At 49.0% G+C, this 25655-nt stretch carries 21 protein-coding genes, 1 tRNA gene, 2 pseudogenes and 1 riboswitch; of the genes and pseudogenes, 11 read left to right on the plus strand and 13 right to left on the minus strand.

Annotated elements, in window-relative coordinates; all coding sequences use genetic code 11:
• Window positions 1-44: 44 nt before the first annotated feature.
• Entirely contained in the window at window positions 45-509 is a 465-nt protein-coding gene (locus C7B65_RS13310) for a hypothetical protein (protein WP_073072211.1), read from the minus strand.
• A 424-nt stretch (window positions 510-933) separates the two neighbouring features.
• Between C7B65_RS13310 and C7B65_RS13315 the strand changes: the two genes are divergently transcribed.
• On the plus strand, window positions 934-1797 hold the full coding sequence (locus C7B65_RS13315) for a tetratricopeptide repeat protein (protein ID WP_073072212.1): 864 nt from the start codon (window positions 934-936) through the stop codon (window positions 1795-1797).
• A 29-nt stretch (window positions 1798-1826) separates the two neighbouring features.
• Here the strand turns inward: C7B65_RS13315 and C7B65_RS13320 are convergent, their stop codons facing one another.
• The 4 genes from C7B65_RS13320 to C7B65_RS13335 all read right to left on the minus strand — a co-directional run bounded on the left by C7B65_RS13320 (window position 1827) and on the right by C7B65_RS13335 (window position 4940).
• Entirely contained in the window at window positions 1827-3161 is a 1335-nt protein-coding gene (locus tag C7B65_RS13320; RefSeq protein WP_073072214.1) for an ABC transporter substrate-binding protein, read from the minus strand.
• Between the two features lie 139 nt (window positions 3162-3300).
• Window positions 3301-3389: transfer RNA gene (locus C7B65_RS13325), tRNA-Ser, on the minus strand.
• Window positions 3390-3467: 78 nt separating this feature from the next.
• Complete coding sequence (mraY, locus tag C7B65_RS13330) at window positions 3468-4562, minus strand: phospho-N-acetylmuramoyl-pentapeptide-transferase (protein ID WP_073072216.1); 1095 nt, start codon at window positions 4560-4562, stop codon at window positions 3468-3470.
• Between the two features lie 135 nt (window positions 4563-4697).
• Window positions 4698-4940: a DUF3134 domain-containing protein gene (locus C7B65_RS13335; RefSeq protein WP_073072218.1), complete on the minus strand. Its 243-nt coding sequence runs from the start codon at window positions 4938-4940 to the stop codon at window positions 4698-4700.
• 269 nt (window positions 4941-5209) lie between these two features.
• Here C7B65_RS13335 and C7B65_RS13340 point away from each other — a divergent pair, with 269 nt between their 5' ends.
• From C7B65_RS13340 to recJ, 4 genes are read left to right on the plus strand one after another with little or no spacing between them, the layout of a single operon-like run.
• Window positions 5210-5794 (plus strand): PAP/fibrillin family protein, encoded by a 585-nt coding sequence (locus C7B65_RS13340; protein WP_073072220.1) that lies wholly within the window; start codon window positions 5210-5212, stop codon window positions 5792-5794.
• Window positions 5795-5799: 5 nt separating this feature from the next.
• Window positions 5800-6597, plus strand: coding sequence for a PD-(D/E)XK nuclease family protein (locus tag C7B65_RS13345; RefSeq protein WP_073072222.1), 798 nt, complete (start codon window positions 5800-5802; stop codon window positions 6595-6597).
• Window positions 6598-6603: 6 nt separating this feature from the next.
• A complete protein-coding gene (locus C7B65_RS13350; protein WP_073072224.1) occupies window positions 6604-7179 on the plus strand; it encodes a GNAT family N-acetyltransferase in 576 nt (191 codons plus the stop codon).
• Window positions 7180-7190: 11 nt separating this feature from the next.
• Entirely contained in the window at window positions 7191-9587 is a 2397-nt protein-coding gene (gene recJ / locus C7B65_RS13355) for a single-stranded-DNA-specific exonuclease RecJ (protein ID WP_073072226.1), read from the plus strand.
• 75 nt (window positions 9588-9662) lie between these two features.
• Here recJ and C7B65_RS13360 read toward each other — a convergent pair whose 3' ends face one another.
• Together C7B65_RS13360 and C7B65_RS13365 are read right to left on the minus strand one after the other, a co-directional pair.
• Complete coding sequence (locus C7B65_RS13360; protein WP_073072228.1) at window positions 9663-11153, minus strand: glycosyltransferase family 2 protein; 1491 nt, start codon at window positions 11151-11153, stop codon at window positions 9663-9665.
• 333 nt (window positions 11154-11486) lie between these two features.
• Window positions 11487-11894, minus strand: a pseudogene (locus C7B65_RS13365) (FKBP-type peptidyl-prolyl cis-trans isomerase); the annotation flags it as partial.
• Between the two features lie 232 nt (window positions 11895-12126).
• On the opposite strand from C7B65_RS13365, the gene C7B65_RS13370 reads away from it, so the two are divergent.
• From C7B65_RS13370 to C7B65_RS13380, 3 genes are all read left to right on the plus strand, one after another.
• The gene (locus C7B65_RS13370; RefSeq protein WP_073072232.1) at window positions 12127-13044 is read left to right on the plus strand and encodes a DMT family transporter; all 918 of its coding nucleotides are present in this window, start codon (window positions 12127-12129) and stop codon (window positions 13042-13044) included.
• A 438-nt stretch (window positions 13045-13482) separates the two neighbouring features.
• On the plus strand, window positions 13483-13755 hold the full coding sequence (locus tag C7B65_RS13375) for a hypothetical protein (RefSeq protein WP_073072234.1): 273 nt from the start codon (window positions 13483-13485) through the stop codon (window positions 13753-13755).
• A 425-nt stretch (window positions 13756-14180) separates the two neighbouring features.
• Window positions 14181-14312, plus strand: a riboswitch (cyclic di-AMP (ydaO/yuaA leader).
• A 136-nt stretch (window positions 14313-14448) separates the two neighbouring features.
• Window positions 14449-15144 carry a universal stress protein gene (locus C7B65_RS13380; protein ID WP_223257386.1) on the plus strand — a complete coding sequence of 232 codons (696 nt, stop codon included), beginning with the start codon at window positions 14449-14451 and terminating at the stop codon, window positions 15142-15144.
• 162 nt (window positions 15145-15306) lie between these two features.
• On the opposite strand, the gene C7B65_RS13385 is transcribed toward C7B65_RS13380, so the two are convergent.
• Window positions 15307-15900, minus strand: coding sequence for a shikimate kinase (locus C7B65_RS13385; RefSeq protein WP_073072238.1), 594 nt, complete (start codon window positions 15898-15900; stop codon window positions 15307-15309).
• A 218-nt stretch (window positions 15901-16118) separates the two neighbouring features.
• Here C7B65_RS13385 and C7B65_RS13390 point away from each other — a divergent pair, with 218 nt between their 5' ends.
• Window positions 16119-16442: a hypothetical protein gene (locus tag C7B65_RS13390; protein WP_073072240.1), complete on the plus strand. Its 324-nt coding sequence runs from the start codon at window positions 16119-16121 to the stop codon at window positions 16440-16442.
• 80 nt (window positions 16443-16522) lie between these two features.
• On the opposite strand, the gene C7B65_RS13395 is transcribed toward C7B65_RS13390, so the two are convergent.
• The 4 genes from C7B65_RS13395 to phoU all read right to left on the minus strand — a co-directional run bounded on the left by C7B65_RS13395 (window position 16523) and on the right by phoU (window position 21262).
• A complete protein-coding gene (locus C7B65_RS13395; protein WP_143162052.1) occupies window positions 16523-17035 on the minus strand; it encodes a hypothetical protein in 513 nt (170 codons plus the stop codon).
• A 115-nt stretch (window positions 17036-17150) separates the two neighbouring features.
• Window positions 17151-17774, minus strand: a complete 624-nt coding sequence (locus tag C7B65_RS13400; RefSeq protein ID WP_073072243.1) for a flavin prenyltransferase UbiX — start codon at window positions 17772-17774, stop codon at window positions 17151-17153.
• Window positions 17764-20106: a ribonuclease R family protein gene (locus C7B65_RS13405; RefSeq protein ID WP_073072244.1), complete on the minus strand. Its 2343-nt coding sequence runs from the start codon at window positions 20104-20106 to the stop codon at window positions 17764-17766. Before C7B65_RS13405 ends, C7B65_RS13400 begins: the two co-directional genes overlap by 11 nt.
• Window positions 20107-20590: 484 nt before the next feature.
• Window positions 20591-21262, minus strand: a complete 672-nt coding sequence (phoU, locus tag C7B65_RS13410) for a phosphate signaling complex protein PhoU (protein WP_073072246.1) — start codon at window positions 21260-21262, stop codon at window positions 20591-20593.
• 244 nt (window positions 21263-21506) lie between these two features.
• Here phoU and C7B65_RS13415 point away from each other — a divergent pair, with 244 nt between their 5' ends.
• The gene (locus C7B65_RS13415; RefSeq protein ID WP_143162053.1) at window positions 21507-22448 is read left to right on the plus strand and encodes a hypothetical protein; all 942 of its coding nucleotides are present in this window, start codon (window positions 21507-21509) and stop codon (window positions 22446-22448) included.
• 65 nt (window positions 22449-22513) lie between these two features.
• Here C7B65_RS13415 and clpP read toward each other — a convergent pair.
• A pseudogene (gene clpP, locus C7B65_RS13420) lies at window positions 22514-23131 on the minus strand (ATP-dependent Clp endopeptidase proteolytic subunit ClpP); the annotation flags it as partial.
• Between the two features lie 312 nt (window positions 23132-23443).
• On the opposite strand from clpP, the gene C7B65_RS13425 reads away from it, so the two are divergent.
• Complete coding sequence (locus tag C7B65_RS13425) at window positions 23444-25519, plus strand: thioredoxin domain-containing protein (protein ID WP_073072252.1); 2076 nt, start codon at window positions 23444-23446, stop codon at window positions 25517-25519.
• Window positions 25520-25655 lie beyond the last annotated feature (136 nt).

Raw genomic sequence — 25655 nt, forward strand, 5'->3', positions numbered from 1 at the left:
AGCTTGCATCGTGCCCAACTCACAATCCAAAACTCAAAATCCTTCTAGAGCACCTTATGAGTGTGTTCGTGTTGCTTGACGTTATCTTCAGTTCTGACAATGCGCTCTGAGTTTAAAACCCGCTTGCGCTCTGTGGAGTGGTTGAAGTCGCTGCGACTGGTGCCCACCGGAATATGAGTTTGAGCCACTGGCTTTACTTTATAAGTCCGGGCGGCAGCGGTGGCGCGATAGATAAAGTCGTCGCAGAATTGAGCCTCGATCGGAAACCCGTCCGGCAGTTGAGGTGTTTCTCCTACAATCACTGCGCCCATCGTGGTGGCGATCGCCTGTTCATAAGAGGTCGGAATGCCCTTGACGATCGCTTCTAATGCCGCCGATGGGATTGGCTCAATAATCTTGACTTGATGGACTTCACTATCTTCTTTGATAAAGCAAGTCGCCAGACCGACTACTAAATAATCATCTGAAGACAAGTCGGCTGTGTTGGGGTAAGAAAATGTGGTCGTCATAAGCCGTTTTTAGGAACCAGGTTGAAACTGGCACGATCGCTGAACAAGACTGAATTTTATCAATTTCTGAGGGATCACTGCCAAATGGCTTGATTTCTCTCAACAAATGCAGACAATTGTCGCTTGTTGTTTATCCCTCAAAAGAACTTTAATAATGTACAAAGATTTCGTGAAGTAATGACTCATTTTCGGATGGCTTGCGTCTACCTGTGAAAACCGTCCACGGTGAGTTTAAAGAATGCTCGATCGATGCCCGATTTTCAGAAATTTCTACTACTCGTCTTGAAGTGAATCTCATACAACCTGCTAACCTCGCCGACTCATCCAAAATCTAACCCCAGACGTATTGGTTTATGACACGCAGGCAGAAAAACTTTAGTCAAAGAGTTTGTAAGTTTGAACCCACAAGCCCCGTGAGGATTGCATGAACGCTCGTACTTCATTAAGTCGCCCCAACCCATCTCTTCTCTTGCGTCCAAGCTATCTCAAGAGTGGAAGTGCTTATGTTCCTCGCCGCGAGTCTAAGAAAAGCTTGCCTCGCCCTGCTGAAGGAAGTTTGCGCCGCCGAGAGCAGACTCGCAGAAGTTCTCTAGCAACTCTAAAACTTAGCCAAGAGCCAGCCTGGTTAGAACCGACTGAGCAAGATCGGTTGCTGCGTCAGCGATCGCTCACCGAAGCTCGTCGTGGTAACTACCAAACCGCCATTGAAGGCTTAAATCTGCTGGTTGAACGCAACCCTCGCAACGCGATCGACTACAACAACCGCGGCTTAGTCTACTTTCAAAATGGGCAGTCCGCCGCCGCTTTAGCTGACTACAATCACGCCATCAAGCTCAACTCTAGACTGGCAAGTGCTTACAACAATCGGGCTAACTATTACGCCGCAAAAGGGCGATTAGCCGAAGCGATCGCAGATTATGAAACCGCGATCGACCTCGACCCCACAAACGTCAGAGCCTGGATTAATCAGGGTGTCACCTTCCGAGAACTAGAGATGTATCCGCAAGCGATCGAGAACTTTGATCACGCTTTACAAATTACTCAATTTCTCTCGACTGGTGCAAACACAGCGACTTTAGAAGGTCATATCTATGCCGCAAGAGGACGCACTCACGATCTAGTCGGTGACTGGAACTATGCGATCGCCGATTATCACCGCGCTCTAGAAAAGCTGGATCGTTTAGAGACGATCGAAACCTCTTTATCGTCTCATCGCGTCCAGTCTCAAGTCGAAAATTGGTTAACTCAGTTAATGCCGTCTTCGAGCGAACCAATGAATGATGAATGAGTTGCTTCGATTCATCATTCATCACGTCTTTATCGCGGACTCACCTTGCCGATTACGCCTAGCGAACCGTCGTCCTTGACCGTCCAAACGTCATAGTTGCCCACCACATCACCGTTTTCGTCAATATCAACGTTGCCGCTTGCGCCTTGATAGTTAATCTTTTGACCTTTGCGAAGCAAGTCTAACCCCTGGCAGACATCAGTAACTTCAGTGCCGGGGGCGTTGGTGACTTCGCGCAGCTTACTCTTAATGCCATCTCCCGTATTAGCTTTTGCAGATTGGGCCGCTAAAACTAGGATCGCCGCCGCATCCCAAGAGTGAGCCGCGTAGGGCGCAAGTGGACGGTTTTGTTTCTCCTTCCAAAGTGTGGTGAATGCGTCGAGCGCTTTGCCATTCGCACCCGGAACGGTGCCGATCGCGCCCGCTAAAATCGATTTGCCGTCTCCAGTTTTGCCCACTTTAGCGACAAAATCAGGCGAATATACGCCATCGGTCAGCAGAAGTTGCGTACCTTTACTGGCTCCTTGCTCAAAGGCTGACTTCACAATCAAACCGCCTGTTTCAGCATACAAAACTGCTGCGACGGCTTGAGGCTTGCCAGCAAATGCGGCACTTGCCTCTGTGGTAAAAGTGGTGGCTTTGGGATCATAGCGGGTTGGCTTATCCCTATTTGTGATCGTGCCACCCAGTTTCTCAAAAGCCTGCTTAAATTCTTTCTCAAACCCAACGCCATAGTCATTGTTGATGACCACTGTTCCTGCCGTTTTAAAGCCTCGTTCGGTTGCCAGTTTTGCCAGAGCTTGTGCCTGATAAGTGTCTGGCGGAGCCGTTCGTGCCCAATAGCCTTGAAACTTGCCTTCTTTTGCCTGTTGGGTGAAAACGGGGCTGGTGCTGCCCGGAGAAATTAGAACTACTTTGTTACGAATGGCGATCGGCAAGGCTGCGGTAGAAACGCTACTCGCAAACGATCCAACAACCCCAGCGACTTTATCGACTTCTGCCAGTTTTGTCATGCCTTCAGTGCCCGCAGACGGCTCAGTCTGATCATCGACTGAAGATAACGTGACTGGCTCACCGTTAACGCCTCCACATTGATTCACCGTTTCGACGAGCAGCGGCACCGTTGCGATCATCTGCTGTCCGATCGAGCCTAAATCGCCCGTTGCTGGCAAGAGAGAACCCAGCTTTAAGCCTTTGGTATCAGTGGTAGCCGTCGTTGCAGCGCCCGGAGAAGCCCCTTGGGTGGCATTGGGTGGAGCGGCTTCTTGACAAGCAGCCGTCAGAAACCCGACCGCGATCGTGACAGTGGCTAGGGCGATCGCCGCGCCGGGATTTGGCTTCTTCGCTGAAGGCAATTTAGTCATATTGATTTAGCTTCCTCAACGTCTCGTTTGAAATGAGCCTCATTCTATAACCAATCGCTTGTGAATTAGGGGAATCTTTAAGGGTAATAAAAAATCGGCATCCGAGATTCGCGCCTCGAATGCCGACTAATGATTAAAACGGAGAGAGAGGGATTCGAACCCTCGGATAGACCTAAATCCATCAACAGATTAGCAATCTGCCGCTTTCGACCACTCAGCCATCTCTCCGGGTGACGATTTACAATCTTATCAGAGTTCAGTGCGAAACGGTGAACGGGTTAAAAATTTGATGAATCGTAGCTGAAACTATCGAATGGTCAGGCTCAAAATGGCGAGAAGGGCAGCGATCGCATAAAACCAGCCAACGACCTGCGTTTCTGTCCAGCCTGTTAGCTCTAAATGATTGTGAAAGGGCGACATTTTGAACAGCCGTTTTCCGATCCCATTTGCATCTTTTGTGGCTTTGTAATAGCTGACCTGAGCAATCACAGAAACGGTTTCTAAGAAAAACAATCCGCTTAAAATCAGCAGCGCGAATAGGGAATTTGTGATCAGAGCCACTGCCGCTAACCCGCCGCCTAGTGCTAACGATCCGGTATCTCCCATAAACACACGAGCAGGATTGCGGTTGTGCAATAAAAATCCTAGGCAACCGCCGCTCATGGAGGCGCAGAAGATCATCAAATCGGGCGAGGTCTGTCCGATCAAAGCACCTAAACCGAGGAAAGCGATCGCAACCGTTCCACCCGCTAACCCATCCATGCCATCGGTCAGGTTGGTGGCGTTGCTCTCAGCGACCAGAGCGAAGGCAGCGAGAAGCCAAAATAAGACTCCGAGCGGCAGGGTTAAACCTAACGGAAGTGCCAGCGTTGTAATGCTTGCGGGATGGCTGATCGAGAGCCAGACGCAAAACGCGACTGCAAAAAAGATTTGTAGCCCCATTTTCAAGCGGGGAGAAATGCCTTTGTTGGACTTGTAGCGAATGATTTGCCAATCGTCTAGAAACCCGATCGCTGCATAAGTCAGAGTTAAACCCGACACAGCAACTACATCGACTGAAAACTTAGATAAAACTAGCGCAAAGGCAACCGCGACGGGAACAAAAAAGGCTCCTCCCATCGTCGGGGTTCCTGCCTTCTTGAGATGAGACTGCGGGCCGTCTTCGCGAATCACTTGCCCTACTTTTAAGGCTCTCAGCAAAGGCACCGCCCAAAAACCAACGCCTGCCGTTGCGAGAGCGCTCATCCAGAGCGGTAAAGTTAGCGATGCCACCTGATTAAATGCTCGTCCTGCGATCGCGTCAAGGGCAAGCGCAGCACTCGTCAGTCCGATCATCAGAAACAGAAAAAGTCGCGTTCCTGAGAGACTGCTCGATTGATTTGTAAATAATTTAGCGTCCACGAGATTCTCACTTCACTCCGCACATTACACCACACCGGATTGGAAAGATTCTTCGGAAGAAAGTCAGATTCTTTGACAGAACTCTGTCTTTGTAAATAGAAGGCTTTCTCTTTCTACAAAGACTATCTGCTGACTCTAGTCTTCTAGCTCTAAATCGTCGCTATCATCGTCTAAATCAAAGGAGTTGTCATCTTCTGAAATGAACTGATTGATGTCGTCAACGTCTTCTGGTGCGCCAACTTCGACTTCTTGAACTTCACGAGCCAATAAGCGACCTGACTTTTCAAGCCAGTCAAGAATCGAAGACTCTTGCTGGACGGGAATCACAGCCGCTCGTTGATCACGAGGTTCTTCACGTAACGATGGATTATAAGTCATGGAGCGATTAAATTCACAACAAAAATTAACGTGTCTTCTTAAAGTTTAGACCCAATGAAACAACCAGAGTCTACCACCGACTTAAGAAATTGGCGCAAAAAATTCTCATATTTCTTTAGCGGTGTCAAGGTAGTTCTCTCAAGCTTATTGAATTAGCTGTGATTTTGCTCACTCAGATTCAAAAAAGTTTAGAGTAACCTGCCCCGATCGCCCGTCACGGCGAGTATCTTGAAGGCATTAGCTACCACTGTTTACGAGGGTAAGTGCAAATGATCGGGAAATCGGCACTGTTAGAAACGATCGCGGGCAAAAATCGAGGATTGCTGGCAACCGAGCCAGAGAGACAAGCAATCTTATCGGCGATCGCTCAACTTGAAGATCGTAATCCGACTCCGCGACCGATCGAGGCGCTTGACCTCCTCGAAGGCGATTGGCGGCTGATTTACACCACCAGTCAAGGAATTTTAGGCATTGAGCAGGTGCCCTTTCTTAAATTAGGACAGGTTTATCAGTCGATTCGGGCGCTAGAAGCCAAAATCTATAACATTGCCGAAGTCTATGGCGTACCATTTCTGGAAGGCATTGTCAGCGTAGCAGCACGATTTAAGCCCGTCTCTGACAAGCGGGTTGATGTCAAATTTGAGCGATCGATCTTAGGGCTTCAGCGTTTGATCGGCTACCAAACGCCCGATCACTTTATTCATCAAATCGAATCGGGACAAAAATTTGCGGCGATCGATTTCAGCCTCGACAACCGCGATCAACAAGGCTGGCTCGATACGACCTATTTGGATGAAAACTTGCGGATCGGGCGAGGCAACGAGGGCAGCGTCTTTGTTTTAACGAAAGGATAAAAATTATGCGCCTCTCTCAAGGGCAGTTAAACCTCCTCGAAACCTGTCCCCGTAAGTTTCAGCACACTTATTTAGAACAGTTGGCATCGCCTACAACGCCAGAGCAGCAAGAACGCTTACGGTTGGGGAGTCGCTTTCACTTGTTGATGCAGCAGCGAGAAATGGGGCTGTCGATCGAGGCGTTTATTCAAGAAGACGATCAACTGCGGCAGTTAATCACTGCATTTGTGGAAGCCGCTCCCAAAATTCTGTCTTTGACTGACGCGAACCCAGTTTTGCGCCAGAGCGAACATCAGCGCACCCTGGAGTTTGAAGGACATCTGATTACGGTCGTCTATGACTTACTGATTTTGACAGAGCAACAGGCTCAGATTCTAGACTGGAAAACTTACCCAAAGCCTCAGAAGTCTAGACAGTTGGCAGAAAACTGGCAGACGAAACTCTATCGCTTTGTGCTGGCAGAAACGAGCCATTTTGACCCTGAGCAGATTTCGATGACCTACTGGTTTTTTCAATCCACAGAAGCGGATCAAACCGAACCCCAAAGCTTGCGGTTTGCTTATGACACTGCTCAACACAAAAAGATTGGGCAAGACCTAACTCAATTAGTTCATCAGTTGACTGAGTGGCTCGATCGCTACCAGACGATCGGAGAAGCCTTTCCTCAAATTCCTCAAACCTCAGCCTGTGAAGCGTGTGGATTTGCCCTGCGATGCCAGCGATCGCCAGAGCAACAGAATGAAGGAGCGCTCAACTCTACAACGCCTCTCAGTCTCGCTGACATTGCAGAAATTCCTCTTTGAGCGTTTATGACGGACTTTTCAGATTTAGAACCCCATTCTTCTCAGCTTGATATCCGAGATATGGAGATCGACGACCTTGCCAACGTCTATCATCTAGGCGAAGAATTGTTTACGAGCGATCTCTATCCCTACATCTATCGCACCTGGGATCAGTGGGAAGTCATCGGACTCTACAACACCGATCCAGAATATTGTTTGGTGGCTGAAATCGACGAACAGCTAGCCGGATTTGTGTTGGGCACCATTATTAATAAATCTACATTGGTCTATGGCTACATCATTTGGTTAGGCGTGGCCCCCAGCTTTCAACGGCGCGGCGTAGCAGACAAACTGGTCGATAAACTAGTAGAACGCATGATCGATGATGGGGCCCGATTTATGATGGTAGACACCGACCCCGAAAATCTTCCGGCGCTCCAGTTCTTCACGCGCAAAGGGTTTGGCAATATGCGGCAGCACGTCTTTCTGTCAATGAATCTGAGTGACCATGATTATTACGGCAGACTCATTGCCTATGAGCGAGAAAAAGCAGATCGGGCGATCTGGAAGCGTCCTCGTCGCCGTCCCAACGCAACATCGTGAAGGAATCCTAAATGTCTGAGTTGACCGATCGGGCAAATTCTCTAAGACCTGCAAACCCGTGGGTGCTGCCTTCAGAGGTGCCGCCGAAAGAATTTGTAGCCGCGATCGTGAGCTTGGCGGAGCCGATCGCGTCGCATCTTCCTAAAATCAAAGGAGACTATATCGCTCAACTGCTTTGGAGTCGAGGCATTCGAGATCTTGAACAGTTGGCGGGCTATCTAAATCCTGACGATTATCAGCCCGTCAGCCCCTTTGAGTTTGGGCAAGAAATGCGCTGGGCAGTTGAGCGACTGCAATATGCCCATCAAACGGGAGAAACGATCGCCGTTTGGGGCGATTTTGATGCCGATGGAGTCACCGCGACCGCCGTTCTGTGGGATGGGCTAGGACAGTTTTTCACCCAAAATCAGCAGCTTTTTTATTACATTCCCAATCGGCTCACCGAGTCTCATGGCTTGTCTCATCAGGGAATCTCGCGGTTAAATGAGAAAAATTGCCGCTTGATCGTGACCTGCGACACGGGCAGTACGAATCTTGATGAAATTGACTACGCCAACCGTCTGGGCATTGATGTGATTGTCACCGATCACCATACGTTACCGATTCAGCGTCCTCCGGTGAAGGCGATCGTCAATTCGCGCTATTTTCCCAAAGATCATCCGCTTGCGAGTCTTTCGGGCGTTGCAGTCGCTTATAAACTCGTTGAGGCACTCTATGAGACTTTGCCAGAAGTGCCTCGTGAGCCGTTAAACCATTTGCTGGATTTGGTGGCGATCGGGCTAATTGCCGATCTGGTCGAACTCAAAGGCGATTGCCGCTATCTGGCACAAAAAGGAATTCAGCAGCTTCAAACCCATTCTCAGCGCCAACCCAGTGAGCAAACTCGCCCCGGCATCACCCGACTATTGGAATTGTGTAAGCGCACTGGCGATCGACCTACTGATATTTCCTTTGGTTTAGGCCCCCGAATTAACGCCGTCAGCCGTATTCAAGGCGATGCTCATTTTTGCGTAGAGTTGCTCACCAGTCGAGATATTCAACGCTGTCGAGAACTGGCTGAGGCAACCGAACTCGCCAATTCTCGCCGCAAAGCGCTGCAAAAAGATGTTGCCCGACAAGTGGCTGATAAGCTGGCTCATCTCGACCTCTCCACGACAAACGTGATTGTCTTGTGGGATGAACAATGGAGTGCTGGCGTGTTAGGTCTAGTCGCCGGACAAATCGCTCAAGAATATGGGCGACCGACTATTTTGCTGACCACCGAGCAGAACTCAACAGATTCAGTCCAAACGCCTGCCCTCGCTCGTGGATCTGCCCGATCGTTCAACCAGATCGACCTTTATCAACTCGTTAAAGATCAAGAACATCTTTTGCATCGATTTGGCGGGCATCCTTTCGCAGCCGGGTTGAGTCTTAACGTCGAAAACCTGCCGCTCTTTACGCAAGCGATTAACCAGCGATCGCGGCAGCAGATCGGCGGCGTTGAGAGGACTGCCCCTGCAATTCAGGCTGATCTAAAAGTCACGGTTCAAGAATTGGGCGCAGACCTTTATCGAGAACTTCGACTGATTGAGCCGTGTGGAATGGGCAACCCGATTCCTAGACTGCTGATTCAAAACTGTTGGTTTGAAGTTGGCAAACATCGCAACATTCAAGACTGGAAGGGGCAGAAAGTTAGCTACATTCAAACCAAATTCACAGTCCTGGATGATTCTGTATCGATCGGGTTTCCGGGGGTTTGGTGGGGCCACTACAGCTACGAAATTCCCCGCGGGCGATGTGACGCGATCGTCGAACTCGAAAACAACACCTATCGAAAGCAATATGAAGTCCGGTTAGTCGCCGTTCGCCCTTGTGTTAACTCGATTCAGAGCCGCACTCCTCAGATTGATTGGATTGTCGATCGGCGGCATGACAACTCCTCCGAACTTTCGGATTGTCTCAGCATTCAAACCTGCCCAACTAGCTGGAATGAGCTACAAGCCTGGTTTCGACGGGCAATTCGAGAACAGAAAAGTTTGGCGATCGCCTATCCATCTCCTTCCCTAAAGCCGCCCGGTGAAATCTGGCAAACCCTGATTGGGATCGCCAAATATCTCAGCCGCACCGGAAAAACCGCCACGCGCCAGCAGCTCTATAAACAGCTAGAAGTTGGCGATCTAGCGTTAAAAAACGGGTTTCTTGCCCTGAAATTTCTCGGCTTTCGGGTGACTTATCCAGAACACAGCTTTCAGGTGACTTGGGAGGCTGTAGAAGACGCGATCGCATCACAAGCTCAAGCTAAAAAAGCGATGCAGAATTTTTTTGCGGCAATTCAAGAAGAGCAATTTCAGCGTCAATATTTCTATCAAGTGCCGCTATCAACAATTCAAAACGTGGCATACCAAACAACTTTCAGAGATCAATAAGACTATCTGCGTACGGGCATGGCACTGCCGTGCCCATTATTATTGCAAGCAACCAACATAATTAATTCACGATCCTCAGCTAGCTTTGCGTAAAACTGCACGACTTGAAGCCGCCGTCGGCACAGCTTCTCTAAGCCCCCGACGTGTCACCACCCATTCAGTGTTTCCTAACAAGTGATCATAAATGGCGATGATAGCGATCACGTTCTTAAACACACAATAAAACGGGATAAACAAGCAGTAGAGAATAAAATCTCGAAACGGATTCTTCACGACTTTATTTCTGATTTGCCATGCCACCAGCGTTTGACAGGGGCCACTCAGCAGCGTCAACACTGTCGTTGCCCAAACATATTCTTGCGAAATCGCGGGCGGCTCTGTGTGAGTCAGCGCCAAGCTAAACAGCATTGGAAAGATTTGCAGCGCCACAAAATGAAACACCGCACTGTACATCAGCAGCATTGACCAATAGGTTTTTTGCCAGCCATCCAGCTTGTGAGACCGCAGCAGAGGAAGCTGATGTTTGAGCGTGACTTCTAGCCAACCCTGTGCCCAACGCTTGCGCTGAAACCAGAACGATCGCAGGTCGATCGGAGCCAGCTCTGTCGTGATAATTTCTGGATCGTGGACGATATTGTGCCCTCTGAGCAAAGTCCGCAGCGTCGCATCGATATCCTCAGTCATCATCGTGGGCGAGAAGCGAATCCGTCTCAGCACCGCCGTTCGCCAATAGCCATTTGAGCCACAAAACATCCCCGTGTCGGCTAACAGCGACTTGGCCGGGTGACTGACCCCATACATACACTCAAATTCCACCGCGATCATCCGCGTCAGAAAATTATTGCGGCTATTGCGAATCACATTTCGACCCTGCACCACCGCATAGCGATTGCTAGCAAGCCAACCCCAAGCCCGATGAAAACAGTCAGCGTTAGGGCGATGGTCAGCATCTAAAATGCCCGTCACTTCACCCGTCACGATTTTTAGCGCGGCATTCAGGTTTTCTGCTTTAGAGCGGCTTTCTTCAACCGGAAGCAGCCGTAGCTCTGGATGCCGCTCTGCCAACCGTTCTAGCTCATCTTCAACGGGTAGCCGCATGGGGCTGTTGTAAGCCAAAATCACTTCTAGCCCCGCATCAGGGCGATCGACGTGATTGAGAATATATTTGAGAGTGCTGAGAATGATGTGCTGCTCGTTAGGCAAATAAGCCACCACAATCAGCGAGCATTTCGGTAGCGGACGATTTGGCTCAGATAGGTCATTCCTTTGCATTGCGTAAGTGCGCGGCATCCGCAAAAAACGTTGCAGTACCCCTAGTTTGGGCTTTTGTTTGCGCGGAGACGAGTAGGCGATCGCCGTTGACATTGCCTCACCAATCACCACCACCGAAGTCACAAAATAGAGAATCGGGATGAGGAGGTGTAGGGGGAGCAAGTTCCATCCACCCTTCAAGATGCAGTAGTAGACGATAGTCGGCAACCCGATCACTACCACATGGGTGAAGATAACCTTGTCAACAATAGAACCAAAAACAACGATGGGCTTGTGCAGCAGTCCCTTCCTCATAATTTTTTAACGATTAACGAATCCATATAGATAGAAACCATGCACAAGCAGCCTTGTCAAACGTCGAGAGGCTATCGGGCAGCTAAGATCTGGGGTCTGAGCCTGTCAAATCCTTGTGTAGCATACCCCATAGCAGATGAGTAAGATCACCCAAGAATACAACAATCTTTGCTGATCCTTATCTGTTACAGAAAGCAATATAAACGAGTTTCTGTCTAGCGATCGTCTTCAGTTTGATATAAATCAATTACGGAAATTTGTTAAAAAAATTGGCTTTGCGGTTTCGTAGATCACGACCTGCAAAGCCTCGTTAAAGTTGCATAAGCCTGGATGTCAAGCAATCTCAACCAGTTGAATTTCAAAGACTAAATCTTCTCCAGCCAGAGGGTGATTGGCATCGAGTGTAACTTCTGAGTCAGAAATGTCTGTAATCACAACTGGAATTGCTTCCCCTGAAGGCTGCTGAATTTGGAGTTGTTGCCCCACTTCTGGGGCTAACTCGGCTGGCATTTGGGCACGATCGACCACCAGCACCATTTCTTCTCGATGTGGGCCGTAAGCCTGCTCGATCGGAATCGTCTCTGTTTTAGAATCACCCGGACTCATTCCCACCACGGCTATCTCAAAACCGGGAATAATATTTCCTTCTCCGATCGTAAACTCTAAGGGTTCGCCCTCAGTAGACGAATCAAACACGGTGCCATCATCTAACTTGCCTGTATAGTGAACTCGAACTTTGTCACCTTGCTGTGCGTGTGCCATGCATTCGCTCCTGGAATGTTATTGCGGTTTGAATCACTTTTTACTCTAGCGGTCGGGATGCAAAACAGCCATGATCTAAACATTTCTGTAATCTCACCGCTAAAACTTTTTACGCTAACTCGATCGTAGTCCTCCAACCAACTACCCAACTGCTTTAGCGACTGAGATAAAAGGCGTTAGGGTTGACTTTTGTGAATCGCGATCGTCGCTCATGCCTCTCGATTTTTTTTCGTTCATCTTCCTATTCAAAGGAGAGTTTGCGGCTCTTAGTGCTGCCCTGATCTGGGCAAGTGCTTCTGTGATTTACAGCAAAGTCGGACGGCAACTTTCTCCCCTAATTCTTAACTTGACAAAGGGATGGATTGCGATCGTCCTCATTGTCTTGACGCTGCTTTTGCGTGGGCAACTCATACCCTCGATTAGCGCGTCCCATTGGGGTCTGTTGCTCCTAAGCGGAATCTTAGGAATTGGCTTCGGAGACACGGCTTACTTTAATGCGCTTAACTGCATCGGGGCGAGACGAACGCTGTTACTCGAAACGCTAGCGCCTTCGCTGTCTGCCTTGCTCGCAATGCTATTTTTGCAAGAACATCTCTCCTCAGTTGCCTGGTGGGGAATCGGACTTACCCTAACTGGCGTGTTTTGGGTAGTGGCTGAACGGGTTCCTGAATCTGCTCAAACTCATTTCCGTCCCCTGCGAGGTCTTGGGTTTGGTTTTCTGGCCGCACTGGGGCAATCGATCGGGGCAGTGCTTTCAAGAGCCGCTTTAAGTGGAACTGACATCGATCCACTTTTGAGTACGCTAATTCGGCTGATAGGAGGCACGATCGTGCTACTGATGTGGGTCTTCATTCGGCCGCCCAGAGAGAAACTATTTAAACCTCTGTCATCTCAGCGCTTGTTCGTCACTGTTGCCGGAACTGCCTTCATCAGCACTTACTTAGGAATTTGGTTACAGCAGATCTCTCTCAAATATGCAGCCACCGGAGTGGCACAAGCACTCACTAATACCAGCCCGCTTTTTATTCTGCCGATCGCGCTATGGATGGGTGAAAAAGTCAGTCTCAGAGCCGTTTTGGGCGTTGCCGTTGCCTTAGCTGGAGTGTGGTTATTGTTTAACAAGGCATAGGTCATCTGTCACACTTCACTCTTCCAATGGCTAGACGACTGACGGCTGATCCCAGGATTAGATAGTAAAGTTAAGCACTCTTGCAGCATTATTTTCTCTAATTAGGAGATTTTAGAGCAAGTTAAAATGCAGATGTACTGTAAATAATGAGGAGCTAAAGCTTTGTCTTTGTAAGTCTCCGAACAGACCGAGCAGAGCTTGTTTTTGGGTGCAGCCCACAGCTACAGATCCCCTTGATCGGTACGTAGAACTACTTGTTCCTGAAACATCGTCCCTGCTGCTTCGGTATTCACGCTCATGGAATCCTACCTAATGACTGGTTTGATAGAGAGAGCGTTTCGGCTCAGGTTCGGGCTGGATTTATGAGCTAGAAGACCACCAGCTAGAAAAACGTGCACCCTCAGTGAGTCAAAAAGTTTATCAAGGAGCGTTGTTGCAATGCAGCCACTCTTACTATTATTCGTCGCCTTTTACAGTCTCTTAATGCCGATTTTGTTCATAAATTGGCTCGGTTTCTTTCGGGAAGATTTAAGTCTAACCAAAAGTGAAAAGCGCCTTTCGATCGTGGTGATTGCGATCGCAACACTCTTTTGGCCGATCGTGATTCCCTTTGCCTATCTAGAACTTCTAGGTAAGTTTCAAAGATCCGCAAGAACGACCCGTCTGTATAAGAAAATGTTAGAAACCACTGCCGATTCTCAACTCTGTTAATCTACAAAAATTTATGTAGAGTCTCTTAAACTCACTAAAGGTGCGAGACTCTGCACAGCTTTATTAAAACTATAAGAAATTGAAGTTACAAATTCTATCTTTAGAGAGATATCAAACTTGAGTGCTTCGTCAACCCTCTGCTAGAAGTGCTAGTTAGAAACTATTTTTGTGATTTCATATACATTTCTAAGGGAACGTCCAGAGAGCTAATCGATACTGTTATAATTCTGGAGTTTGTTAGATTGGTCAAAGATCGATGACAAACCAAATTCACCTGTGATTTTGTCTTCAAAGTATCAGAGATTTACGAATCAGCTATCGTAGATTAGTCACTGAAGAGTTTTGTGCCAGTCTATACTAGCTGGTAATTTCACAGTTGTGTACGTCATTCGAGTGGGTAGCCTAATCTGAATGCAAGGTTGACCTGTTTAATCGGGTCGATTATTCCATTCAAAGCGGAGGAACCAACCTTATTTTGGGGCGAATCTCAGAGAGCTTGAGAGAGACACCTTCCAGTCTTAGCCCGTCAGCTAACTCCGTCGGCAATGGGAGGAGTGCCCAAGGCTCGCGCTTTTATGAGCAGCAGTCATTGGGGTCTCCTGGTTGATTTCCTAGCGTCGCTTACTCAAGAACCGCTAGGGGCAAAAACCCTGACCCACCTCTCGCAAACCCTGATCCTGAGAGGTTTTTACCGTGAATATCCTATCCATGCTGGTGCGTCTTCAAAGCACGCTAGGTCGCAGTGACTTAGTGAATAAAATGGTGCTTTTACCACAGGCACACTTGCTCCAGACCAGTTCTGATCAAGAAATTAATTTGGTTGTGGGTTATTCGAGTTCTCCCCGCAGTCAAACCGCGCTCGACCTGACATTATGGATTGCTCACCAAACCCGGTTAGCAACCGGAAAACAGGTCACTGTTCAAGTGGTCTATGTTGTCGATAACCGATCGAGTCAGAAGCGATCTGCTTTTGCTGGCACGATCGATTCAATGCAGCGATGGGCACGAGACCCGCAAGACTCGCTTGACCGCCTTTGTCTGGCTTCTAACGATCTCGTTCGTCCCGGAACAGCACTGGCAGAGTTGCCCGACTTTAATGAGCAAGGCAGTTCTAATCTTGAGATGGGCATGGCAGATGTGTTTGAACGCGCCGATCGGATTCTCTGGCAAGCTCGCTGTTTAGCCGATGAGTGGCGCGGTTCTCTTAAAACTCATCTTCGCTTTGGCTCGGTTGACGAAGAGTTAAGGAGCGTCGTTCAAGCTGAATCAGCATCTTTGCTAATTTTGGGCTGTGAATCTGCCCAGCATCCTTTAGTGCAGCAATTAGGAAAAGCGTTTCCCTGCACTGTGTTGGGCATTCCTTCCGCGTTAGATGATGATGTGATTTAGCGTCAGTTCGACAAGTTTTTTCGCTTCGTCACGTCGCGGCTTCTACCCCCTAAATCCCCCATTCTGAGGGACTTTGAACCGAAAACTTTGGCTTGAGGTTCCCCAATTTGGTGGATTTAGGTAGCTCTCCCGAATTCACACTGCCTTCGGTTCGCTGATTTTCTAAGGTTCGATCTGATAAGGAGTCTCTTGATTCATCAGTCTGAGGCGCTCGTTGATCTGTGATTTTTCCTGACATTTTTGAGCGATCGCGTCCATAACTCTTGCAGCAACCTGGGTAGCTGACTCGTCAGGCATCACGGTAATCCGCAAATCTGCTTGAGCATAGAGTGACTGGCGTTGGTCTGAGAGTGCTTGCAGTTTTTCCTTGAGATTGGCCTTTTGATCTTGAAGAATTGGACGGCTTGTATCCTGCTGAAGACGTTGATGCAGTTGCTCGATCGGAACGTCAAGCCACACTACAACCCCGTGTCTTAAATAGCTCCAGTTTTCGCGCTTGAGAACAATTCCGCCACCCGTAGCGATCACGAGTTGAGTGTAGGGCGATAACTGAGCTAAAACCTGAGTCTCTAGCTGCCGAAAAGCGGCTTCTCCAGATTCAGCAAAAATTTGTGTAATGGTTTGTGTAGCTGCTTGCTCAATCACGGCATCGGTGTCAAAAAATCGGTAGCTAAGGTGCTGTGCTAGCAAGCGCCCGATCGTGGTCTTCCCGGCTCCCATCATGCCGATGAGGTAAAGATTAACGCCTTTTAACAAGAAATGCTCCTAATTAACCTGACTAGACTTCCATCTCCACACTAGCGTTAAGCGGTTTCGCTGGGATGAAGTTTGGCAAAATCTGTATTCACGAAAATTAAGAAACTTTAATCAAAAATTAAGCTCATAAAGTAGCAATAAATACTGAATTCCAGTGATGATTTCTTAACTTATCCAGGCTAGTTTGTGGAAAACCAAAGATCAGTCGGAGAGCGATCATGATTTCGCGTTTACTTGTTATCTCTTTTCTCAGCCTCGGACTTTCCATGACTACGACAAGAGCGATCGCAACTATTCCTGCCCAAGAAGCTATAGCCTCAGTTGGACAACCCAATTTAAATCAAGATAGCCAGCCGCAGACGGATAATAGCGATGCTGCAAGCCAGCAAGTTTTTTTAGGAGTGCTAGCAATTTTCCTACTCGGAACGCCTGTATTAGGATGCGCGGTCTATAAACAGCATCGTAGTTACCGCAAAGTTCTCCAGCGCAATAAAGTTGAAAGCCTGGAAAGAATTTGGAGACTACCCTCGAAAACTAGATAGTCGATCGTGGATTAATAATGTCGGTTGCTTGCAATAATAATGGGCACGGCAGTGCCATGCCCGTACACAAATGGAATCGGCTACTTGTCGAAATCGTCTTCAGTTGGGTTTCGGTCAAGATTGCGATAAGGTGGCACGATTACCCGAAAGTCAGCGTCTACAACTGATTCAGGTTTTTCGGTACTAGAATCCGATCGAGCCTCTGCCTGATAATCTGTTCGTCGTCGAGTGTCTGGCTCCCAATTTTTGGGGCGATCGTCTGCCTCGTCATCAAACCAATCTGAAGCGTCGTCTTCCCAATCAGAGCCGTCTTCGTCTTGTTTAACTGATGCAGATGGCGGCTTTGCTTGCCAAGCGGTACGAGTTTGGGCGGGTTCGGTTTCTTTAGGAGCCTGGTAAGCATAGCGATTAGCAGGATTTTGAGCAAACGATGCGGGTTTGCGTCCTCGAACCTGTCGCTGTGCTGTGAACCCCGTCAAGCGGAAAAGCCCCGCAATCACCAAGGCGGTGAGAATGCCTGCCGCGATCGCGCCCAAAACCCACAAGGCTAATGGAAAAGCGGGCGATCGTATTCCCAAAAATACTAACTGCATGGAGGGAGTCCAGTTTTGCAACGCAAAGAGGAGCAGAGTTGCTGCAATTCCGAGCAGTAGTATCAGACGAATGATCGGCATCTTTGACAAAGAGGAAGTTTATTCAAATCTGATCCTATCCTTCTTTCCAGCGATCGAGCGGCACACAATCAATGTCTAGCTGATCTAAGGCGCGGGCGACCACAAAATCAACTAAGTCCTCAATGGTTTTGGGGTTGTGATACCAGGCAGGAATGGCAGGAACAATGCGAGTTCCGGCTTCTGCAAGCGCCGTTAGATTGCGGAGGTGAATCAAACTTAAGGGCGTTTCGCGAGGGACGATCACCAGTTTGCGACCTTCTTTTAGCTGCACGTCAGCCGCTCGTTCTAATAAATCAGAACTGAGTCCCGCCGCTAGCTTGCCCACGGTGCTCATGCTGCACGGCATAATCAGCATCCCGATCGTCCGAAATGAGCCACTGGCAATGTTGGCACCTACATCTCCCCAAGGATGGCAGGTGAGTTTGCCCCCAGCTTCGACTCCGCACTGCTGCCGCCAAAACTTTTCTTGCTGCATCGGTTCTGGCGGCATTCGGATGCCTTCTTCGGCTTGCCACACGAGATAAGTCGATTTGGTAGCAACCAGTTCGATCGGGTAATCTGCCTCTAGCAAAAACTTCAGCGCCCGAACTGCATAGATTAGCCCAGAAGCGCCTGAGATCCCTAAAATTAGGGGACGAGAGGCTTCGTTATTCCTCACCCTCAAACTCCTGGTCGGGCAGAGCATCTTCATTTGCCAGGTCTTCTTCGGTCGCTTCGCTGCCACCACCGACGGCAATTAGGTCAATTTGCTGACGATAGTAATCGACGCTCTTCACTTGAACTTCGATGCGATCGCCCAACCGATATTGTTTGCGGTTTTTGCGCCCCACCAGCGTTTGCTGACGAGAACGGAATTCATACCAATCATCTTTGAGAGAACTGACGTGCACCAGTCCTTCAACGAGCAGTTCTTCAATCTCCACAAACAGACCGTAGGACTGCACTCCTGTGATCAGACCGTGAAAGACTTCACCCGTGCGTTCTTTCATCAGTTCGGCTTTTTTCAGCCCTTCTAAATCGTTTTCGGCATCTTGGGCAAGTTTTTCTCGCTCACTCAGATGAACCACTACGGCGCTAAAGTGATTTTCTAGCTCCTGCTGAATTTCGGGGGGCAACACATTCCAGGTGACTTGACCGTGAGCCGAACTGTGGCGCAGGTTGACGCTTTCTTTGGCGCGAGTTGAGCGACGATCGCGTCCTTCTTCAAACAGCGCGTGAAGTGCCCGATGCACCAACAAATCAGGGTAGCGGCGCACCGGAGACGTAAAGTGAGTATAGCCCTGCTCTAACGCCAGACCAAAGTGTGATTTTGGCGTGGTGCTATAAAAAGCAGGCTTGAGCGTAGACAGCAGCAAATAGGTCAAAACTCGCTCAGAGTCAGATTCAGCGAACTTATGAGTGAAATTTTGGTAATCTTGAGCGCGAACGACATCTTCCTGTTCTAGCTTGAGTTCGATGCCCATGCTCACCGCGAGTTTGATCAACTCCTGCACGTCATCAGGGTCAGGCGTAGGGTGAACGCGATAGACCGCTGGAATCTCTAAGGATTGCAGGTGTGTGGCAACGGTTTGATTTGCCAGCAGCATCAACTCCACAATCATCGAGTGAATCGGTAGCGTTGAAGACACGACCACCGCACCCAGAGCGCCCTCATCGTCGTAGTGAAATTTGCTGAACGTGTATTTACCAACTTCTTCAGGCGATTCTGACCCGTCCGATCGCGCAAAAATCTTTTCTGGCAGGTTCAGTTCAAACGCCCCTCGCTGACGGCGTTGCTCTTTGATCGCATGACTGAGCGCATCGAGTTGAGTCATCATCGCAAACACAGGCTCAAAGGCTTTCACCTCTTCAGTGTGCTGATTTGCCAGAATGAGTTCTGCTTGCTGATAGCTGAGTTGATAGTTAACCTGAATGACGCTGGGCTGAATCTCAAACTCGACAACCTGTCCCTGATCATTCAAAATCAGCAAAACGGAGATCGCGAGACGGTCTTTCTCGGTTTGAAGTGAGCAGAGCTGATCGGTGATTTGCTCTGGCAACATCGGCAACACCAGATCACCTAAATAGACTGAAACTCCCCGCTTTTGCGCCTCTCGGTCTAATGCAGAACCCGCTTCGACATAGTGAGCCACGTCAGCGATGTGAATGCCTAACTGCCAGTGCCCGTCTTCTGTGCGATCGAGGGTAATGGCATCGTCAGCGCTGTCAGTCGCGTGAGATTTAATGGTGAGCGTGGTCAACTCGCGCAGGTCTAAGCGCTTTTTGAGTTCGACTTTGGTAATTTTGTTAGACAGTCCTTTAGCGGCGGTTAATACTGCCTCAGAGAAGCCGCGAGGCAAGTCATGCTTGCAGCAAACAATATCTACATCTGCCGCTTCTGAATCGGTGCCGAGAATTTTGGCAACTTTTCCCAGCGGGGCGTGCTGCCCTAGCGGATAGCGCTCTACCTCGACGTGAACGAGATGATCGATCGCGTCCTCTAGCGCTTTGCCGTTCTCATGTAGACTTAGCTCAAACAGCAAGCGATCGTCTAAAGGCACTGCCCGAAAATCACCCGTTTCTGCTTTTTTGATCCGCGCTAACACTGAGGGGTTTGAGCGCTCTAAAATCAGCCGAACTTCTCCTTCAGGGCTGCGGCGGCGACTGCCTTCTTTGGTGACGCGGACTAGCACACGATCGCCGTTCCAGGCATGGCTGAGTTGACTTTCGCGAATGTAAATATCTTCCGAGCCTTCTATATCTTGAATCGCGAAACAAAAGCCCTTGCTCGAACAGCGCAGTCTTCCTTCGACCACGCTCTCTTCTGCAACCCGACGATACTTGCCCCGCTCTTTGACCAAGATGCCCACCTTTTCTAAGGCATCGATCGCGATTTGCAGCTTCCGAAGACTGGCTTCGTCATAGCACTCTAACTTTTTCTCTAGAGCCTTCGGTGCAACTAGTTTGTCATCTATAAAATTTGCCAGTAGGTCGGCGATCGAGAATTCCATGCAGCGATATGTCCTCGTATGTCTTCGTTCTGTCGTTTGATGCGTTGTCACGTCACAGCGCTTGTATTAACCCCGTCTAACGCGAAGGTCAAACGGCACCAGCCTGTAAGTTTTCCCATTTCAACAGTTGGGAGTCTGTAAGCAATGCAGTTTCAACCTCTAAATCTCTCAAAGGTTGAACTTGACGTAACGCTACCGTCTGCTTAGTTGCCCAAAGTCACTCTCTAAAACTCATCTTCCAAACGCTTACCGGATGGTCTTATCGAATGTCTTAAACCAGGTAGCTCAACCGCAATCTTAATCACTCTAAGCTGACCTAAAGGTCATTCCTACGATCGTTGCTTAAAGGTTCTAAAAGTGGGTTGCCTTTCAATCTTGTCATGAAAGGTAACGGGTTGGCAAAATTCCTATAAAAATGACATTAGGAATCGGTGACCAATACCATTTGATCTAGACGGCGTGTGAATTAATTTTAGCTAGACGATCAGCGTTGCCCGGTGACAATATAGGCGACTCGCTTACCAATATTTGTCGCGTGGTCAGCCATGCGTTCTAAATGACGAATTAGGAGAACTAGCAGCACGATCGGTTCGACGACTCCTGGCACATCAGATTGCTGAGTCAGCAGCGTGTAAAGAGTTTCATAATCTAAATCGACCGCATCGTCTTTATCGCGTACTTCTAGCCCAGATGCGGCATCGAGATTCGATAGAGACACCAGACTCATTGCTAACATGGCGCGACAGCGATCGAACATCAGTCGCACTTGCCCCATGTAAGGAGAAACGGGATAGGGAAACAACCGCACCGCCACTTCTCCCAGGTTTTTAGCATAGTCGCCAATTCTCTCTAAGTCGCGCACTAGCTGCATCAGAGCGCTGAGAAGCCGCAGATCTTGAGCGACCGGAGATTGCAGGGCGATCAAGTTGACGCAATCTATCTCGATTTGTTTATAGAGGCGATCGATTTGCTTATCTTGAAAGATAATCTGGTCGGGTGCCTCCAAATCTCCCTCAAACAATGCCTGTCGTGCCATATTGCAAGAACTTTCAACCAGGGCACCCATTCGCAAGACATCTCGCTGGATGCGCTTGAGTTGTCGCTCAAAGTTGATGCGGAGCGGTTCTTGACCTTCTAAAGACACAGATTTATACATTTCTGAGTATTTGGCTGTATTAAAGTTCTATATCTTAGAGCGTTTAACTATAGCAACTAGGCGAGAGGAGTGCTGGTATCGTGAAAAACCTTTTGGATGATTTCAATGACGAAACGCTCAAAGTCTGATATATTCTCTGATTTTAGACTGTTTCAGATTGAGTCAGCCACGATCGTCACTCTTGCGGTAGATTGCCAGTAGGCAGTCATCTGTAAAAGTACTGCTTTCCCTACCACTTCCTAGAATGAACATGAATGCAACCCATCTCACGCTGAACAATTCTCGTTTTGCCATGTCTGATGATCTGACTCCTGCTTCGCTGTTTGCCGTTCGCGAATCGCCCTTAAGCGCGGGTGCGCCGACCCAATCCACGAGTCACAGCCTGTTTGCTCAACTCCGCAGTCAATATCCAACTGGGGCGCTGACTTCTGAACTCGTGCAGATTCACGACGGACAGTTTGTGGTGCGCGCCTTGGTGCAGGTTGGGAATGCCATTTTAGCAACGGGAATGGCTGCCGCCGATCGGATTGAAATCGCCGAAGATTGCGCCAGAATCCGGGCGATGGAGGTGTTGGGCATTGCGCCGACGGTTCCTTCTGCTTACGGAGTTCAGGCGCAGCTAGTGACAGAGGCTCCGAGAGAGCCAGAGTTTTCGGCTGCGTCGTTAAATGCGCTGAAAGATGCTAAACTTCCAACGTTTGAGAGCCAGGAGATTGAAGAGATTGCGCCTCCTAAAGCCATCAGGGGCGGTGAGAAAAAAGAGTTTTCTGAGAAGCCCGCATCCGTGAGTAGCGGCTCAGACGACTTCCTCTCTACATTCCCTGGGTTAGACCTGCCCGAAGCGGTGCAAGCCCCTGCTGAGGCTGAATATGATTACAGCCAGGATGTTGAAGCAGATTTGCCTGAAGAGACGATCGCGCCTCAAGAAATGGAGGCGGTGAAAGTCAGTGTTCCTGATGTGGAATTTTCTAGCGACCCGATCGACCTCTCAGACGCGATCGCTCAAATCGGCACTGAGATCGAACGCATTGGCTGGACTAAAAAGCAAGGCAGCACCTATCTGCAAAAAACCTACAGCAAGAAAACCCGTGCCGAGCTGACAGAAGACGAGTTGCTAGAGTTCTTGCACTACTTGAAAGCGCTTCCCTCAAAAGGACAGCCTTCGCTGAGTCAAATTCCGTTCTAATCGTCTACAAAAGAGTAGAGACGTGAAATTTCACGTCTCTACCAATGATGGTTTGATTGATTTTTCTATTTCACAACTGCGGGTCTGAGTGCCGAGGGGCGACGATCGATGACTTGATCAATCAGTCCGTAGTCTCTGGCTTCTTCGGCAGACATAAAGAAGTCGCGTTCGGTGTCTTCTTGAATCTGCTCTAACGGTTTGCCCGTGTTGTCTGCCAAAATCTCGTTTAAGCGCTGCTTAATGTAGAGAATCTCTCGCGCCTGAATTTCGATGTCAGTGGCTTGACCTTGGGCACCGCCGAGGGGCTGGTGAATCATGATCCGCGAGTGAGGCAGGCTCATGCGCTTGCCTTTGGTGCCCGCACTGAGCAAAAATGCGCCCATGCTAGCGGCAAAACCGACGCAAATGGTGCAGACATCAGGACGGATTTGCTTAATCGTGTCGTAGATGCCCATCCCTGCCGAGACAGATCCGCCCGGTGAGTTGACATAGAGGTAGATGTCTTTTTCGGGGTCTTCAGAGTCGAGGAAAAGCAGTTGAGCGACGACCAGGTTTGCCACCTCAGCGTTGATCTCAGATCCCATAAAGATGATTCGCTCTCGCAGTAGACGAGAGTAAATATCAAAGGCGCGTTCGCCTCTACCCGACGTTTCAATAACGGTAGGAATCATGGAGTCTTCCTGTCCTTGATAATTTTTTCTATTCTAACGAGTTAACGAGCAAGACTGATCGTACGGCTAACTCACCCTTGACAGCTACTGTGTTCACACAAGTCTCTCGATTGGTCATTGCTGAGATCTTCGCCCCCTAAATCCCCCAAAATGGGGGACTTTGAATCGGAGGTTTGGGCTTAAAGTCCCCCAGAATGGGGGATTTAGGGGGCTGAAAGGACTAGAACGCAGCAACAAAGACTTGTGTGTACATAGTAGCCCTTGAAAGAGAGTGCCTTAACTAATCCGCGATAAACTCATCGTCATAGAGTTTTAGTCGCTGCCATGACGAATCGCCTTGCCCAAGCCCAGAGTCTCTACCTTCGCAAACACGCCGAAAACCCGATCGAGTGGTGGACTTGGTGTGATGAAGCGCTAGAAACGGCGAGGCGAAATGATAAACCGATTTTTCTTTCGGTTGGTTATTCTAGCTGTCACTGGTGCACTGTCATGGAAGGCGAGGCGTTTTCAGATCCGACGATCGCCGAGTATATGAATGCCAACTTTTTGCCGATCAAGGTCGATCGAGAAGAACGTCCCGACCTGGACAGCATTTATATGCAAGCGCTGCAAATGATGGTGGGTCAAGGAGGCTGGCCGCTTAACATCTTTCTCGCACCCGACGATTTGGTGCCCTTTTACGGCGGGACTTATTTTCCGGTAGACCCTCGCTATGGGCGACCTGGCTTCTTGCAGGTGCTTCAAGCCATCCGTCACTACTACGATTCTGAAAAAGGCAAACTCGATGGCATCAAAGCCGAAATTCTGAATAATCTACAAAATTCTGTGGCGCTGCAACCTGCTTCAGACTTGGGCGCAGGTCTACTAAAAGAGGGCTTAGAATCGAGCGCCGGGGTTCTCTCCTCAAAAGCACCCGGACCCAGTTTTCCGATGATTCCCTACTCAGAAGCAGCGCTGCGGATGGTTCGATTTAATGGGGAATCACGCTACGACGCGAGAGAATTGACCACTCAACGCGGCTTAGATTTAGCGCTTGGCGGAATTTTTGACCATGTAGGCGGCGGCTTTCATCGCTACACGGTTGACCCGACTTGGACGGTGCCTCACTTTGAGAAAATGCTCTACGACAATGGGCAGATTGTGGAGTATCTCGCGAATCTGTGGGGAATGGGAGTTGAGGAGCCAGCTTTTGAGCGATCGATATCCCTGACCGTGCAGTGGCTCAAACGCGAAATGACGGCCCCTCAAGGCTATTTTTACGCGGCTCAAGATGCGGATAGTTTCACCACTTCTGACGAGGCAGAACCCGAAGAAGGCGCGTTTTATGTGTGGAGTTTTGACGAGCTTCAGACCGCACTCTCTGTTGAAGAATTGACTGAACTAAGTGGACAATTCACCGTCACCGAAAAAGGGAATTTTGAAAGGCTAAACGTTCTTCAGCGTCGGCATTCTGGCAAACTTTCGGATTGCGTGGAAGGGGCGATCGCTAAACTATTTCTGCTCCGCTATGGTGCCTCTGCGGATGAGTTAACTACTTTTCCCCCCGCTCGAAACAATCAAGAAGCTAAAACGACTGCTTGGTCAGGTCGCATTCCAGCGGTGACTGATACTAAAATGATCGTCGCCTGGAATAGCCTGATGATTTCTGGCTTGGCGCGATCGTATGCCGTGTTTCGAGAATTGGAGTATTTGGAATTGGCGAGTCAAGCAGCCGATTTTATCTTGCAAAATCAGTGGATTGATGGACGCTTTCATCGCGTGAATTATGAAGGTAATGTAGAAGTGTTGGCACAATCTGAAGACTATGCGCTGTTCATCAAAGCGTTGTTGGATTTGCATCAAGTGACTCGCAGCATCCGACCAGCCGCACCCGAAAATCAAACCGACTGGTTAGAGCAAGCAATTCGAGTTCAAGCAGAGTTTGACGAGTTTCTGTGGAGTATCGAAATGGGCGGCTATTACAACACTGCCAAGGATGCGAGTCGAGATTTATTGGTGCGAGAGCGGAGTTATGTCGATAATGCGACTCCTGCGGCAAATGGGGTGGCGATCGCCAATCTTGTCCGTTTTGCCCTGCTCACTAAAGATCTCGATTACTTCGACAAAGCTGAACAAACGTTGCAGGCATTTGGCAGCATTATGCAGGAGTCGCCCACAGCTTGTCCTAGTTTATTTGTGGCGTTAGATTGGCTTCGCAACTGCACGTTAGTGCGATCGAGCGCTGATCAGATTGCTTTACTAGAAACTCAATACCTACCGACTGCCGTTTTTGCACTAGAGGCGAACTTGCCTGAAGGAGTCGTCGGTTTGGTCTGTCAGGCGCTCAGTTGCAAAGATCCTGCGCGGAGCTTGGAGCATTTACGATCGCAGTTAAAGCAGAGTTTAGTTAGGCAACAATAGACCTCCTGCATGAATAAAATTCTCGACGTAAACCATCCTGCGATCTCGCCCCCTAACCCCCAATTCTGGGGGAACCGGAGTTCAAAGTCCCCCAGAATTGGGGGATTTAGGGGGCGTTCCCGGATTTGTGCAGGAG

The organism is Phormidesmis priestleyi ULC007 (assembly GCF_003003695.1).
Classification (GTDB): Bacteria; Cyanobacteriota; Cyanobacteriia; order Leptolyngbyales; family Leptolyngbyaceae; genus Phormidesmis_A; species Phormidesmis_A priestleyi_A.